Consider the following 16,226-nt stretch of genomic DNA (forward strand, 5'->3'; position numbering starts at 1 on the left):
TAATATTAATAAATCATTAATCCTCATTTCTTATCCTATATCAATGTTTTGAACCCGGTTCTTGGTGTAGATTTGCATTATAAATAACAATAAAAAAATACAATACAATGGCAACAAAATGGAATTTAGACCCAGCACATAGTGAAATTACTTTTAAAGTAAAACACATGATGATCTCTAACATTAAAGGAAATTTCACCAATTTTAATGCAGAAATCGAAGCTGACGATGACACTTTTGCTAACGCAAAAACAACGGCTACTATTCAGACTAATTCTATAGCAACCCATAATGAAGACAGAGATAATCACTTAAAAGGTGAGGAGTTTTTTAATGCTGAACAGAACCCTACAATTACATTCGAATCTCAGGCATTGAACGGAGATGTAACTGGAAATCTTACGATCAACGGAATTACAAAACCTGTAAAGCTTGATGTAGACTTCAATGGAATTAATGTTGATCCATGGGGAAATACTAAAGCAGGTTTCTCTTTTGAAGGTAAAATCAACAGAAAAGACTTCGGATTAAACTGGAATGCAGCTCTTGAAGCGGGAGGTGTAATGGTAAGTGAAGAAGTAAAATTAGGCGGTGAATTACAGTTTGTAAAACAAGCATAATTTTCATTCATATATTTAAAAGGTTCGGGGATTTCTAAAAACCTTGAACCTTTTTTATTTTTAATACAATTCTTATGAACCTCAACGATCTACAAAACATCAGTGATAATTTTCAAAGCACTCAAAGAATGCCGGTTCTATTTCTTGGACATGGTTCGCCAATGAATGCTATTGAAGAAAATCAGTTTGTACAGGGATTTCGAAAAGCGGCAACAGAGATTCCCAAACCCAATGCTATTTTGTGTATTTCTGCACATTGGTATACACCGGGAACTTTTGTAACTGCGATGGATATGCCAAGAACAATTCATGATTTTGGAGGTTTCCCTAAAGCTTTATTTGATGTAGAATATCCTGCTCCCGGAAATCCTGAATTGGCAAAAGAAACGGCTGAGCTTTTAGCTCCTGTTTTGGTTGAAGAAGATCATAATTGGGGATTAGATCATGGTGCATGGTCTGTCATTAAACATATGTATCCTAATGCGGATATTCCCGTAATTCAGTTGAGTATTGATTATACAAAACCTCCGCAATATCATTTTGATTTATCTCAGAGATTAAATAAGCTTCGTGAAAAAGGTATTTTAATTATTGGAAGTGGAAATATCGTTCATAATTTACGATTAATAGACTGGAGAAATATTAATACAGTTGGAGCTGGATGGGATTGGGCTATTGAAGCCAGAGAAAAAACTAACAATTGGCTTCTTGACGGCAACTTTCAAAATATAATTGACTACCAAAAACAGGGTGCTTTTCTACAGTATGCAGTTCCTACACCGGATCATTATTTACCTTTGCTTTATAGTTTAGGATTAAAACATCAGTCGGAAGAACTTCGTTTATTCAATGATGAATTAATAGGTGGTTCTTTGAGTATGACGAGTGTGAGGATCGGTTAGAAGTAAGGGATGTTTTTATATTTATACATTTTGTAATATTGTTTACATTCTCTCTGAAAAATAAAAAAGGAAATATCTTAGTTGAGATATTTCCTTTTTTATGTATTATTTTATTGTACCGCGTTTAGCACATTAATATTTCCATATCCGTAACTGGAATTCGGATTCGGATAATATGTTGCTGACTGTCTCATTTTATTAAGCACCTGTTCTCTTGTCCATGATGGATTTTTTGACCATACTAAAGCTGCAATTCCGGCAGTAGCCGCTGTTGCTACAGAAGAACCACCTACATAATCGGCCTGTTCATTATAGTAACTTAGAACAGGAACGGTATTTCCTGAAGCTCTTTCCATCTGGAATGTAAAATCGATCTGGCTTCCAGAATGGCAAACATCACATTTCTGATTGGAAGTGTTTTCTTTAACCCCTGTAATCGCCTGTGTTTCCGACATTGATGCCGGGAATATCACCCCCACAAAGTTGGTAAAACTGGTAGATGTTCCACCCGCACAGAAGATCAGTTTTCCTTTAGAATAGGCATATTTTACGCCATCTTCAATTTTTCCGACAGAGAATATATGTCCCATCGACATAGAGATAATCTTTACATTGGTATTATTTGCCAGTTCGGTAAAAGCTGTTTTAACACCAGTCTGCTCACTGGAAGTTTCCAGTACAACATTTTCTGCAGCTCTGTAAGCTATTAAATTGGCATTATAAGCGACACCTACTGGTAATCCCGAATTATTTCTTGGAGCTGTCATTACGGAAGCCATTTTTGTTCCGTGTCCACATTGATCTCCTGAGCCATCAGAATTATATACTCCAAATTTATTGATTGTTCTTCCTGATGAAGCACCATTGTTAAAATTGCTTCCTAATAAGGTCTGGTCCGGAGAGACTCCAGTATCAATGAGACCAATGGTAACACCTGCCCCTGTACTGTAACTCCAGGCATCAGGAATACTGTGTTTTGTAAAAGCCCATGGAATTTTTGCACTTGGAGTAGTAGCGGTATAATCTGCTGCATTTATAGTAGTTGATGAAAAGCCACATCCCGAGGAGCCACTCCCTGAAGATTTTGCTGTTGCATTATATTGAGCTTCAAATTCAAAATAATGGTAATCTGCCGGCTCCAGATATCGGATTATTTTCATTTGCCGGAGAGCAGAAATAGTTTCTTCTTTTTCAATCACAACATCCATCTGATTCAGATATCGGTCAGAAAGAAGAAGAAACGCTCTCTCATCTTTTCCTTCATATTTTTTGATAACAGACAGGATTTCCTTCTCCATTTCATTAGTGTTCGGGGATTTGCTTCTGTCGAAATCTTCTTTAGAAGAACCAAATCCGATGGATACCATTCTGTTTCCACGGAAAATTGCACTCCACAGAACGTGATTGGAAGACTGACTCCAATTGAAAGAGCCTTTGTCTTTAATAGATTGATTGATCTCAGCGTTGATCTGTTTCGCTGTTAAAGGATCTTTTTGAAAAACTTCGACGTCAGCTGTCTCATTTTGTACACCTTCCCTGTTACACGAGGCTACAAAGAAGAATAAGATTAAAAGGTAAAATACATTTTTTTTCATATAATTAATTTTGATTGGTAAACAAAAGATATCACTTTCTTTTGAATTACAATTCTTTAAAAATTAATTTAGTATTTCCCGAATATTAATTTTTCCAAAATGATTTAAGAACTATAAACTTAAGTTATACCAGTTTTTCAAAACAAACACTGTTCTCAACTCCTATATATTGTCCATAATTAGCTGTTTTTTTATAGCCTCTTTTCTCATACAAAGCAATGGCCTCAGGTTGTTTAATTCCTGTTTCCAAAATACATCTTTCATAGCCGCATTCTCTGGCCCAGACTTCAAGTTCATTTAGCGTCATTGAGGCTAAACCTTTACCTCTATACTGAGGGTTGGTATACATTCTTTTAATTTCCACTGTACCATCAGAAAAAGGTTTGAAAGCACCACAGGCAACAGCTATATCATCGATAGATACTACAATACAGTTTTTTAGCATATCTATCCCATTGAACTGATGGTAAAATGCGTGATCATCACCATCACGAATAGCCAGATCAGCATCAAGGAGTTGTACAAGATTCTGAAAGTCGGTATTAGAGGAGTCTACTCTTTTTATTATCATTATTTTTTTTGACAAATATAAGGGATAGGGGATTTAAAGATTGAATGTTATTTAAAAATTGAAAGATTTACAAAATAAAAAGCTTCCTGATGGGAAGCTTTTTTATTTATTTTGAAGAAGGCATTGGAGGAGGAGGTGACTGTAAATATCCCATTTTCTCTAAATCATCATTAATTGTTTGATTAATTTTCATTGCCCAATTACGAGTAACATCTTGGATTTCAGCTATCATAGTTGGTGCATTTTGAATAACTTTTTTTCCTACATCTGATTTATAAAAAATGAGTAATTGATCAATTTCTTTTTCATTAAATTTATTCCCATACATATCAACCACTTTATCCACAAGTTCATCAATATTAATCTTCTCTTCGATAGGTTTCCAAGCTAAATCTGGAACATGGCTATACCTTTTCTTATATTCTGAAATAAAATCCTTTTTTACTTCTTTTGAGATGGTAAAAGTTCCATTTAAAGAAATTAGCTCTTTTATTTTATCTTGTTTTGTTTGAGCAAAAGTACTTATTCCCAAAAATAAAGCACTTACAACAACTATCTTCTTCATTCTCGTTATTAATTCACAATAAACTTTCTATCATTAATTAATTCTGCGATAGCCAGCATATCCTTTCCTATTAATCTGTCATCCTCAAGCTTTGCTACTTTAGTACGAAGAATAGCAAAATTCTCTTCGATAATCTTTGAGCACTTAGCAGGTCTTCTGAATTCCAGTCCCTGGGCTGCAAACATCAATTCCACAGATAAAATATTCACCAAATTCCCTAAAACCTGGTTGAATTTTCTTCCTGAGATACTTCCCATAGAAACGTGATCTTCCTGTCCTAAACTTGTAGGAATAGAATCTGCAGAAGCCGGGAAACATAAGGTTTTATTTTCTGTAACCAATGCTGCTGAAGTATATTGAGGAATCATGAATCCAGAATTCAAACCTGAGCTTTCCGTTAATAGTCTTGGAAGTCCATATTTTCCTTCCAGGAGTAAATAACTTCTTCTGTCAGAAATATTTCCTAATTCAGCTGCTGCCAATGTTGCATAATCTAATGGCATAGCCATTAGCTGTCCGTGGAAATTCCCTCCTGAAATAGATTCTTCAGCACTTAATATAATTGGATTATCTGTTACGGAATTCAATTCTGTTTCAGCCATCTGTTTCAGATGCTCATAAGCATTTCTGCTAGCTCCGTGTACCTGAGGAACACATCGCATTGAATAAGGATCCTGTACTCTTTCGCAGTCTTCATGTGCTTTCATATTCTCAGAATTCTTAAGGAATTTCAGCATTCTTGCTGCCACTTTTTTACTTCCTTCAAATGGCCTGATATCATGAAGTTCCTTTTTAAATGGACTCTCAGAACCTCTGTAAGCTTCGAGACTCATTGCAGCAGTCATATCTGCCAGATCTAATAAATATTCAAATTTCTCTAATCCTTTAATAGCGTGAGCCAGGATAAATTGAGTTCCATTAATTAATCCTAATCCTTCTTTTGGTCCTAATGTCAAAGGTTCCAGATTATGTTTTTCTAAAATTTCAGCCGTTTCATAAATATTTTCGCCTTCCCAAACCTGTCCTAAACCTAATAAAGGAAGTACTAAATGAGCTAATGGAGCTAAATCTCCTGAAGCCCCTACAGACCCTTGCTCAGGAACTACAGGAATGATATCTTTTTCAAGCATTAGAATAAGTCTCTCAATAACCTCCATAGAAACTCCTGAATATCCCTTTGACAATGCATGAACTTTAGCGATCATCATGATCTTAGAAAAATCTTTGTGAATTGGCTTTCCAACTCCTACGGCATGAGAGATAATTAAATTGTATTGTAACTGCGCTGTTTCATCGGCAGAAATTTTAGTATCACAAAGAGGACCAAAACCGGTATTTATACCATAAACACATCGATCCGATGCCACAATTTCCTGAACATTCTTTTGAGATTTTAAAATCTGCTCTTTTGCTGCTTTATTAAGTTTAGCTTTATTTGGTTTTTTACAGATTTCCAATACATCATGGAAACTGAAAATATCTACTCCGTATATCATTTCTAAAAATTTCTTTAAAATTACACATTTAGCAATAATTGTAAAAACTAAATATGACCATAATTTATTTTAACAATAAGTGGTTTAAATTGTTATTTTTACGCCGATAAAAAACAATAATCTATGAAATTTAAAACTCTACTGCTTGCATTGTGCTTTGTAAGTACAGCTTCTTTTGCACAAGACAAGGTAAAATACTCAAAAGAAGAGATCAAGAAAATGGAAACTTATCTCTTCAATGAAGGATTCAACCTTCCATCCCCTAAAAAAACATCTACCATTGTTTTAAAAGACGGAAGCTCTCACAAAGGTTTTTGTGGAAAAATTGAAGCAAAAAAAGGACAGATCTACGAAGTTTCAATCAAAGACAGTATTTCTAAAAAAAATGAAACTTTTAATGCTGATCAGATTAGTGAAATGTATTTGTATCCAAGTAATGCAGAAAAAATAGCTAAGGTTGCAAAGTACATGGGAAACATCAGAAACTTTGGAACTAAAAAACTGACCAAAAATACAACAGGTGAGCGTATACATTTTGTTAATCAAACTGTTTCATTAAAAAACAAAAAAGACGAAAAAGAATTCTTAATGCAATTGATCAATCCTGATTTCAGTGAAATAATTTCCGTTTATCATGATCCAAGAGCTAAAGAAACAGGTGGATTTTCAATCGGAGGCTCTCCTCAACTTGGTGGTGGCGTTATCAAATCTTACTATGTAAAAAAGGGAGATAAAATTATGTGGCTTCATAAAGATGATTTTGAAGATAATTATGACTTCTTATTTGGGGATAATCCTGAATTCATGAAAAAATATCCAAAAAAATCTACTGAGTGGGATTATTTCAGTTTTTTAGTGAATGCATACACTGAAATGAGCCACGGATAAAATTTAATTTTAACATATATGATAAAACTGCAGAAAATTCTGCAGTTTTTTTGTTCTTTTAAATACCGGATGGATTCCGTAATTTTGTTATATGAATCCTTCTTTAGAATTACAGCTCAAAACTTTACCATCTGAACCTGGTGTTTATCGTTACTACGATAAAAACGATCATCTATTGTATGTTGGGAAGGCAAAAAACTTAAAGAAAAGGGTTCTATCCTATTTCAATAAAAACCTACCGGGTTATAGGATTAAAATAATGGTTGGAAAGATCCAACGATTAGAAACTACTATTGTAAATAGTGAATATGATGCTCTTTTATTAGAAAATAACCTGATTAAAGAACACAGACCTTTTTACAATGTAATGCTCAAGGATGATAAAACATATCCTTGGATTTGTATTAAAAATGAAGCTTTTCCTAGAATTTTTCTGACAAGAAATATTATTAAAGATGGTTCAGAATATTATGGGCCATACGCAAAGGTTCGTCCGGCAAAAATATTACTGGATACGATAAAGCATATTTATAAGCTGAGAACTTGTAATTTAAATCTGGCACAGAATAAAATTGAAGATGGCAAATATAAAGTTTGTCTTGAATACCATATTAAAAACTGTGAAGGGCCTTGTGAAGGGCTGGAAAGTAGAGCGGAATATGATGAAAAGATCGATTCCATCCGGGGAATAGTAAAAGGAGATTTCCGAAAAGCCAAAGATTATCTGATTAACCAGATGATGAAACATGCTTCTAATTTACAATTTGAAGATGCTCAAATTATTAAAGAAAGACTGGATATCCTGGAAGATTATCAGGCTAAAAATACAGTGGTAAATCCAAATATTGATGATGTAGATGTTTTTGGAATGACCAGTGATGAAACCGCAGCATATGTCAATTTCTTCAAAATCAGAAATGGAAATATCATTCAGAGTTTCACTACGGAAATTAAAAAGATCCTTGAAGAAACTGATGAGGATATTATGGAAGAGGCTTTGATCGAGATTCGTCAGAAATTCGGCTCCGATTCCAAAGAAGTACTGCTCCCTTTCCATTTATCTGTAGAAATTCCTAATGTAAAGTTGATCGTTCCCAAAGTGGGTGATAAAAAACGTATCGTAGAACTTTCTGAAAAGAATGCAAAAGAGTATCGCTTAGAGAAATTAAAACAGGTGCAGATCGTAGATCCTGAAAGACATACCAACAGAATTATGGCTGAGATGCAGAAACTGCTAAGAATGCCTGTGGAGCCAAGACATATTGAAGGTTTTGACAATTCCAATATTCAAGGAACCAATCCCGTTTCTGCTTGTGTTGTTTTTAAAGATGGAAAGCCAAGTAAAGCAGATTATAGGATTTTTCATCCAAAGACCGTAGAAGGAGCTAACGATTTTGCAACTATGGAAGAAGTTATTTACCGCCGTTATAAAAGAATGTTGGATGAGGCCGAACCACTTCCTCAACTTATTCTTATCGATGGAGGAAAAGGGCAACTATCTTCAGCTATAAAAAGTTTAAAATTATTAGGACTGTATGGGAAAATTACTATTGTTGGAATTGCTAAAAGGTTGGAAGAAATTTTCTTTCCTGAAGATTCCATTCCATTGTATCTTGATAAAAAATCTGAAACACTTAAGATCTTACAACGGGTTCGTGATGAAGCCCACCGTTTTGGTGTAAAGCATCACAGGACAAGAAGAAAAAACTCTACGATAAAATCTGAGTTAGAAGAGATTCCAGGCGTTGGTGAAAAAACAATAGAATTATTATTATCAAAATTAAAATCCGTTAAAAGAATTAAAGAATCTAATTTGGAAACTTTAGAAGAAATACTGGGTAAAAGTAAGGCTAAAGTTATCTGGGAATATTTCAATGATTAAATAAATAAAAAAACGCTCTTCCGAGCGTTTTTTTATTTAGATGGTAAATCATATTTTTATACACCTCCCATTACATACATATTTTCCATTGTAGGCACCTCACTTCCGCCTTCTTTTTCAAGAGTTATGGCAAAAGCCTGGGCTTTAGATATGTTGGCAAGAGCAATTTTACTGTCTTTTTCTTTTGTATACATTCCTGCATTTACGGGCTTTCCATCTGCTATGGCCCAAAGCTGATACTGCATTCCTGCCGGAGCTTTCGGCAAGTCTTCAGCATTTAGATAGACCTCTTTGGTATTCTTGTTCCAAAAAACCATAGCTTTGGAATCTGCATGTTTCTCCACTCCTTTTAACTTGACCATTTGCATATCGGGGCTGGACATCATATTCCATTTTTCATTCATCTTTTGCAAAGCCAGATCTTTAGACTGTTTTTCAGTTTCTAATTTCGCTATATCTGCCTTGTTTTTGGATTGATTATTCATCCAAAATAGATTCCCTGCTATACTTACTAAAAATAACACCGAAGCCGCAATAGCATATGTCTTCCAAGTATTATTTTTCTGAACCACAATTTCTTTTGTCTCCTTTTCAGAATGTACATTGGATTCATTTTGTAAAACTACCGGTTTTATTTCGTCAATAGTTTGCTCCTTTTGAATCTTAGCCCAAATCTTAGACTTTAATTCTACAGGTGGAGCTACAGCCTGTGCTGTCGCAAGATCTTCCAATGTTTTTTGTGCTTCCTCAAAAGCCGCCTTTACTTCAGCATTATTTTTCATCACACACTCCAAAATACCTGCCTCCTCTGGAGAAGCAAGACCTAGAATATAAGATTCTATGATTCCGGATGATATGTATTCCTTAGTGTTCAATTTATTGATAATCTTTTAACAAATCCTTTAATTTTATTAATGCATTTCGCATTTTCGTTTTTACCGTACCCAAAGGTATTTTCAATTTATCAGATATTTCATTCTGTGTATATCCCTGATAATAAGCCAGATCTATAAGTTCCTGCTTATCAGATTCCAAACTTTCAAGTACATTATTAAAACCAATGAAATCAGATGCGTCATTCGTGGTAGAAAGTTCTGCACTGTTATATACGAAATCCGGAATTGATTGGTTTTTTAGTTCGTTTTGAAAACTTTTTGATTTTAAATAATCGATCGCTGTGTTTCTGGCAATATTAATCATCCAGGTATAGAATCTCCCTTTACTGATATCATATTGATGAATGGAATTCCAGATTTTTACGAAAACGTCCTGAATAATTTCTTCAGTATATTCTTTTGATTGTACAATTCGGAGTACTACACCATAGAGCGCACCAGAATAGTGGTCATACAAGTAATGAAAACCAGCTTCGTTTTTTTCTTTCAATAAAACGACAAGTTCGTCCTCCGAATAGATTGTTTTAATAGCGAATATTTTTCATTCCAAATGTAACAAAATAAAACATATAACAAGTAAAAACCAAAAGTTCTTTTATTTCGTATATGATTTTAAGTAAAAAAATAAGAATATGGAAAATACCTTTTTAAAGACAATTTCTTTATTCTTTTTAATACTGACTTGCAGAAAATATGTTATTCAACCAAAAACTAAAAAATTAAACCCATAGTACCCTGGTATATCCATTACATATTTAAACAGAGCTTAAAAATTTAAAAACAAAATCTTTTTAAATCTGAAATGACATTAATGTCGTAAATGATGATAAGAATAAGATAAGAATCAAATATTATTTAATTAAAAAATCAAAAAATGAACACAAGATCAAAAATCGCCGTATTCGGAATGGTCACTTTATCATTCGTATTAAGTGGGAAGGTAACAGCACAAACAATGAAAGAAAAAACAGTAATGGTAGGTGGGGCTGCTATGTATCCCTCAAAAAATATCATTGAAAATGCTGTAAACTCTAAAGATCATAAAACATTAGTAGCTGCAGTGAAAGCCGCTGGATTGGTAGAAACTTTACAAGGAAGTGGACCTTTTACTGTCCTGGCTCCTACTGATGCTGCATTTGCTAAACTTCCAAAAGGAACGGTAGAAAATCTGGTGAAGCCTGAGAATAAAGAAATGCTCACTAAGATTTTAACCTATCATGTACTCGCTGGAAAGTACAGTGCTAAAGAAATTTGGGCCGCTGTAAAAGCTGGAAATGGGAAAAGTATGATGAAGACTGTAGAAGGTGAAGATGTCACATTCTGGACGAAAGGTAAAGATCTTTATATTAAAGATGCAAAGGGTAACAGTGCAAAAGTTACTATCGCAGACGTCAATCAATCCAATGGAGTAATTCATGTCATAGACACTGTTTTAATGCCATAGTTTTTAATTTTTAAATGGTTTAATAAAAATCCCTTGTCTGTTTAGACAAGGGATTCTTTTATATCCTAATCGATAATAATATCTTATTTACCTAAAAATATATCTTTAGAATATCCACCATTTGCAGCAGGAACTTCTATTACAATATTTCCATTTTCATAATAACCAATCGTAGTATCTCCATTTTCAAACTTCACTCTGAAAACATCTCTTTTTGTTGTTTCCTTAAAAGTAGCATAAGGAATAGAGCTATCAGGTCTTACAAGAATAAACTGACTGTTGTCGATCTGTACTTTCTGTAGATTTAATTTACCGTTACTATATTTGCTAGCAGTACTTCCAGAAGAAGTAGAGGAAGTAGAAGTAGAGGAAGCAACAACTTCAGTTGTTGGAGTCTCTTTAACCTGTTCAATACTTTTAGTTTCAGTCTGAACGGCCATTACAGTAGGGTAAGAAACAGGCACTGCCACAAAGGTTTGCTTTAATGCATCCTGAAATCCTTCTTTATAATCCTTAATGTTTGAAGCTCCTTTGCTCGCCAATACAATTTTATCATGACAGTCTTTAAACTGTAAAACAACCTTATTTCTTAGAAAACCACTGTCGTCCACAACATCTGCATTTAGAACATTACAAGAATTATCTTTTGCTTCTGCAGGCCACTGATCTTTATTTCCCTGAAGAACAACATATTTCTTGCTTTTAAGCGATTTCGATAGTACCATATCTAACTCAAAATTTTCTTTAAAAGTTGTAAACTTCTCCGGAATAGAAATATATTTATAGTCTGATACTTTTTGTCCGAAAGTTAACATTGAACAAACGGTCAATATAAATAGTGATGCTTTTTTCATTTTTTTAATTTTTAATCATTTCTAAATGTTCCCATATCTAGCTTTAGGGAAAAGAAATTAGAATAGAAGTTAGATCCTCCAATTCCCGAGTTTGTAATCGCATAATCTAAAGTAAGTCCCCTGTATCTAATACCTAAACCAGCACTCGGTTGAAAAGAAACTTTTCTTTTTAAATCTTCAATATCCGTAATAGACTGGAAACGATTTACCCCTAGTCTTACAAAGATCATTTTCTGATAACCTAGTTCAGCTCCGGCATAAGGTGTAATACTTGCAAAATCTGTTGAAACCAGAGCCGCAGTTTTAGCAAAATCTACATTTATTCCAGCTTCCGGTAAAACGTATATGCTGCTGTTAATTTCAAATATCTTACTAGCTCCTACGTTAAGCTTGGGCATCGTAAGTTCCATCTTATCTTTGGGTGCCGGGTTAAATTCCTCACCATTAACAACTGTAGATAATTCTTTTTGATTAATACTCCAGAAGTTAACTGTTGTTGTAGCATCGCGAAGCATCCCGCCAAACTTCCAGCCATTATCTGCCTTATAAATGGCTCCAACATCGAAACCAAATCCGTATCCGCTGGCAAATTTCCCAACATTTCTATATACTATTTTCGCATTTACTCCTACATCTAATTTTGTATTTCCCGCTGGATGAAAAGCATAAGAAAGTATTGCAGCATAATCAGATTGTGAGAATTTCGTGATTTTATCATAATCAATATTACCTTCAGCATCGATCATTTGAGTTGTATTCAAGATATTATCAACACCAAGTCTAACAACTGAAACTCCAAAAACTCCTTCTTCCAATACTTTTGCATAAGCCAGATAATCATATTTAGCAATGGATTCGAAATATTCAGCATGCATTGCAGCACCCTGCCAGTCTCTTTCGATTGACATTAAACCTGCGGGATTCCACATTGGAGAGTAGACATCATCCTGGTTTGAAATCACAGCACCTCCCATAGCCAGTCCTCTTGCTCCTGCTCCAATATTTAGAAATTCATTGGAATATTTCCTGATAATTTGGGATTGAGACATCCCGAATAACAGTGAAAATAAAAATAATAGATATTTTTTCATCATATAAATTTGATGCTTAATTAGTTTTTTTTTGTTTTCTGGCTTTTATCAATCCATTGGCTATAATTGCCAATATCATAACAAATGATGCTATATAAAATATAGGGCTCATATGTTCTGATTCGCCAAAGATAAAAAAAGCTAGTATAATTCCGTAAACTGGTTCTAAATTAACTGTTAAAATTAGTGTAAACGGAGAAATATACTTCATTAAATTAACCGATTCCAACATTGGAAAAGCCGTAAAAACACTTGCTAACAAGCATATTAACGCAATATCCCTATAGTTTATTTCATCCATTTGAAAAATTTGTCCCGAAAACAAATAAAATATCAACAAAACTGCCCAACCACAGAAAATTTCATAAAAAATGATATTTCCTGAACTTGTTTTTCCAAACATTTTACCATTAAAGACTGAAAAGACAGTCCCGAAAATTGCACATAATACCCCGTAGAGAATTCCCTCTTTATATTGAAACTCTGTTTTAAAAATTAAAAGAATACAAGCCACTATGACTATTCCCATGATAACTTCTGAAACATCGATCTTTCGTTTAAAGATAATAGGTTCTAATATCGAAGCAAAAAGAGTTGATAACGATAAACAGCTTAAAGCTATAGAAACATTCGAGACTTTAATGGAATAGAAGAAACAAAACCAATGGATAGCCATTGCAGTTCCTATGGCCGCCAATTGAAAAAATATTTTCCTTGAAACCTTTATACTTTCCTTTTTATAGATTCTTATATAGGCGTATAGGCAAATGGCTGCAAATAGCATTCTGTAAAATACAAGAACTTGTGCATTGGCATGAATTAATTTTCCCAAGATTGCAGTGAACCCCCATAAAAATATAATTAAATGCAATCTGAAAAGTGCTAATTTATGCATAACCTATCTTTTGAATTTTTAAGATGCAAATTTACGAATAGGTTTTACAATTCTTTGATAAATAAAAATAGATTTGAAGAAAAAGCAATTAAATTTTATTCGACTTTTTCAGAATTTTATAAGTACTTAATTTCAATAAATTGACAGACTTGGAAAACGAAATAAAATGAATAAAAAAACCCCGAAAATTTATTCAACTTTCGGGGCTTTCAAATAATAAACTATTAAAAAAATAAACTAGGAACAGAGTATTTTGCGAAGGGAATAATACCCCTCAATACTCTTACGTAAAGTTAGCAAAAATATCAATTAATCAAAAATAATTTTCTGTTAAATATTTCACAATTTTCTGTAAACCAACCTATTAAACACTTGTTTTACCAAAAATAATATTCTCTTTAAAAATAGTATCTTTAGGCGTAAAAAATTAAAAATTTTATGGACATCGAATTCAACAAACGAGAAGATCAAAATAGATTAAAATTATCCGAAATAAATCGTTTACTTGCTGAAATAAAAAAAGGAGGTGGAGAGAAAAAGCTTCAAAAGTTACGTGACGAAGGAAAAATGACTGCAAGAGAAAGAATTGAATATCTCCTTGATAAGAATTCAGATTCCATAGAAGTAGGAGCTTTCGCTGGTTATGAAATGTATACCGAGCATGGTGGATGTCCTTCTGGTGGAGTTGTTGTAGTTATAGGTTATGTTTCTGGAAGACAATGTCTTATTGTCGCTAACGACGCTTCAGTAAAAGCTGGTGCCTGGTTTCCAATTACTGGAAAGAAAAATCTCAGAGCTCAGGAAATTGCAATGGAAAACAAACTTCCTATTATTTATCTGGTAGATTCTGCTGGTGTTTATTTACCTATGCAGGACGAAATATTTCCTGATAAAGAACACTTTGGAAGAATTTTTAGGAATAATGCTAAAATGAGCTCCATGGGAATCATTCAGATTTCTGCAGTAATGGGCAGTTGTGTTGCTGGTGGTGCTTACCTGCCTATCATGAGTGATGAAGCCATGATTGTTGATAAAACAGGTTCAATTTTCTTAGCTGGCAGTTATCTTGTAAAAGCTGCTATTGGTGAAAGTATAGATAATGAAACTCTTGGAGGAGCTACTACACACTGTTCTATTTCGGGTGTTACTGATTATAAAGCTAAAGATGATAAAGACGCTTTAGATAGAATAAAAAATATAATGAAATCTATCGGAAGTACTGAAAAAGCAGGTTTTGATAGGATTGAAAGTTTCCCTCCAAAAGAAAACCCAGAGAACATTTTTGGTATTATGCCATCTTCCAGAACTGAACAATATGACACATTAGATATCATAAAATGTATGGTTGATAATTCTGAATACGAAGAATATAAACCTGATTATGGAAAAACCATTATTTGCGCAACTGCGCGGGTAGATGGCTGGTCTGTAGGAATTGTTGCTAACCAGAGAAAATTGGTAAAAAGTGGCAAAGGAGAAATGCAATTTGGAGGAGTTATTTATTCTGATTCAGCGGATAAAGCGACAAGATTTATTGCGAATTGTAATCAAAGAAAGATTCCTTTGATCTTCTTACAGGATGTAACAGGATTCATGGTAGGCTCAAAATCTGAACATGGGGGAATTATTAAAGATGGGGCCAAAATGGTAAATGCAGTTGCAAATTCTGTAGTACCAAAATTTACAATCATTACAGGAAACTCTTATGGCGCAGGAAACTACGCAATGTGTGGTAAAGCATATGACCCAAGATTAATTGTGGCATGGCCATGGGCAGATCTTGCCGTAATGGGAGGATCCCAGGCTGCTAAAGTTCTGGCTCAGATCCAGGAATCCACATTGAAAAAACAAGGTAAAGAAATTACTGAAGAAGAGCATAATGAAATTTTAGATACTATTTCTAAAAGGTATCAAAAACAAACAGAATCTACCTATGCTGCTGCCAGATTATGGACAGATGCTATTATTAATCCTATTGATACAAGAAAATGGATCTCCATGGGTATTGAAGCAGCTAATCATTCTCCTATTACAGAAAAATTCAACTTAGGAGTAATACAGGTTTGATAAAAATAAAAATATTGTAAAAAATGCCTTACTTTAGAAGTAAGGCATTTTTTATTCCCTCCTTTTATGTCAGCAAAAACTCCCTGTATCATTTTTGATAGGTTGAGTTGTCAATCAAAATTAAGAAGATTTAAATAGATTTACTTAACATACATTAGTTATTACCAAGAGTTGAAAATTGAGGGTTGAAAGTTTACCAGCAGAGTTTTAAGTTTTGGCTAAAGCCGAGTGGACTTTGATTTATATGGAAGGTGGGCTTTAGCCCACCTCTATTGATAAAGCTATTATTTAAAAAGTAGTAGTAGTAGTAGTAGTAGGAGGAGGAGGAGGAGGTTCATTATTCATCATTGATACTGGGTTCTTTTTACATGATGTAGGTAACAAAAAAAAGTCTCATACAAACTAATGTATGAGACTTTTAAATAAAAACTGGCGGCGACCTACTCTCCCGCTTTCGCAG

General features: G+C 33.8%; 15 protein-coding genes. 6 read left to right on the forward strand and 9 right to left on the reverse strand.

The window, feature by feature from the left end; all coding sequences use genetic code 11:
* Nucleotides 1–107 precede the first annotated feature (107 nt).
* Together AC3WRL_RS05630 and ygiD are read left to right on the forward strand one after the other, a co-directional pair.
* Complete coding sequence (locus AC3WRL_RS05630) at nt 108–620, forward strand: YceI family protein (protein WP_214833166.1); 513 nt, start codon at nt 108–110, stop codon at nt 618–620.
* A gap of 74 nt (nt 621–694) precedes the next feature.
* Entirely contained in the window at nt 695–1,522 is an 828-nt protein-coding gene (ygiD, locus tag AC3WRL_RS05635) for a 4,5-DOPA-extradiol-dioxygenase (protein WP_214833168.1), read from the forward strand.
* 110 nt (nt 1,523–1,632) lie between these two features.
* Here ygiD and AC3WRL_RS05640 read toward each other — a convergent pair whose 3' ends face one another.
* The 4 genes from AC3WRL_RS05640 to hutH form a co-directional block, all read right to left on the reverse strand.
* Nucleotides 1,633–3,117, reverse strand: coding sequence for a S8 family peptidase (locus tag AC3WRL_RS05640; protein ID WP_261511027.1), 1,485 nt, complete (start codon nt 3,115–3,117; stop codon nt 1,633–1,635).
* A gap of 124 nt (nt 3,118–3,241) precedes the next feature.
* Nucleotides 3,242–3,688: a GNAT family N-acetyltransferase gene (locus AC3WRL_RS05645; protein WP_214833173.1), complete on the reverse strand. Its 447-nt coding sequence runs from the start codon at nt 3,686–3,688 to the stop codon at nt 3,242–3,244.
* 106 nt (nt 3,689–3,794) lie between these two features.
* Nucleotides 3,795–4,253: a DUF2059 domain-containing protein gene (locus AC3WRL_RS05650; RefSeq protein WP_214833175.1), complete on the reverse strand. Its 459-nt coding sequence runs from the start codon at nt 4,251–4,253 to the stop codon at nt 3,795–3,797.
* Nucleotides 4,254–4,261: 8 nt separating this feature from the next.
* Nucleotides 4,262–5,749, reverse strand: coding sequence for a histidine ammonia-lyase (hutH, locus tag AC3WRL_RS05655; protein ID WP_214833177.1), 1,488 nt, complete (start codon nt 5,747–5,749; stop codon nt 4,262–4,264).
* Between the two features lie 123 nt (nt 5,750–5,872).
* Here hutH and AC3WRL_RS05660 point away from each other — a divergent pair, with 123 nt between their 5' ends.
* Nucleotides 5,873–6,637 carry a hypothetical protein gene (locus AC3WRL_RS05660; protein WP_492329885.1) on the forward strand — a complete coding sequence of 255 codons (765 nt, stop codon included), beginning with the start codon at nt 5,873–5,875 and terminating at the stop codon, nt 6,635–6,637.
* A 91-nt stretch (nt 6,638–6,728) separates the two neighbouring features.
* Entirely contained in the window at nt 6,729–8,519 is a 1,791-nt protein-coding gene (gene uvrC, locus AC3WRL_RS05665) for an excinuclease ABC subunit UvrC (RefSeq protein WP_214833180.1), read from the forward strand.
* 56 nt (nt 8,520–8,575) lie between these two features.
* On the opposite strand, the gene AC3WRL_RS05670 is transcribed toward uvrC, so the two are convergent.
* Nucleotides 8,576–9,394: an anti-sigma factor gene (locus AC3WRL_RS05670; RefSeq protein WP_214833182.1), complete on the reverse strand. Its 819-nt coding sequence runs from the start codon at nt 9,392–9,394 to the stop codon at nt 8,576–8,578.
* 1 nt (nt 9,395) lies between these two features.
* Nucleotides 9,396–9,905, reverse strand: coding sequence for an RNA polymerase sigma factor (locus tag AC3WRL_RS05675; protein WP_251040635.1), 510 nt, complete (start codon nt 9,903–9,905; stop codon nt 9,396–9,398).
* A 384-nt stretch (nt 9,906–10,289) separates the two neighbouring features.
* On the opposite strand from AC3WRL_RS05675, the gene AC3WRL_RS05680 reads away from it, so the two are divergent.
* Nucleotides 10,290–10,859, forward strand: coding sequence for a fasciclin domain-containing protein (locus AC3WRL_RS05680; protein WP_214833183.1), 570 nt, complete (start codon nt 10,290–10,292; stop codon nt 10,857–10,859).
* Nucleotides 10,860–10,942: 83 nt separating this feature from the next.
* Here the strand turns inward: AC3WRL_RS05680 and AC3WRL_RS05685 are convergent, their stop codons facing one another.
* From AC3WRL_RS05685 to AC3WRL_RS05695, 3 genes are read right to left on the reverse strand one after another with little or no spacing between them, the layout of a single operon-like run.
* Nucleotides 10,943–11,713: a hypothetical protein gene (locus AC3WRL_RS05685; protein WP_492329886.1), complete on the reverse strand. Its 771-nt coding sequence runs from the start codon at nt 11,711–11,713 to the stop codon at nt 10,943–10,945.
* Nucleotides 11,714–11,724: 11 nt separating this feature from the next.
* On the reverse strand, nt 11,725–12,807 hold the full coding sequence (locus AC3WRL_RS05690) for a putative type IX sorting system protein PorV2 (protein WP_214833187.1): 1,083 nt from the start codon (nt 12,805–12,807) through the stop codon (nt 11,725–11,727).
* Nucleotides 12,808–12,820: 13 nt separating this feature from the next.
* Nucleotides 12,821–13,699 carry a DMT family transporter gene (locus AC3WRL_RS05695; RefSeq protein WP_214833189.1) on the reverse strand — a complete coding sequence of 293 codons (879 nt, stop codon included), beginning with the start codon at nt 13,697–13,699 and terminating at the stop codon, nt 12,821–12,823.
* 438 nt (nt 13,700–14,137) lie between these two features.
* On the opposite strand from AC3WRL_RS05695, the gene AC3WRL_RS05700 reads away from it, so the two are divergent.
* Entirely contained in the window at nt 14,138–15,766 is a 1,629-nt protein-coding gene (locus AC3WRL_RS05700) for an acyl-CoA carboxylase subunit beta (RefSeq protein ID WP_214833191.1), read from the forward strand.
* The last annotated feature ends 460 nt before the right edge of the window (nt 15,767–16,226 follow it).

The organism is Chryseobacterium sp. FW101-FHT12H09, assembly GCF_058790395.1.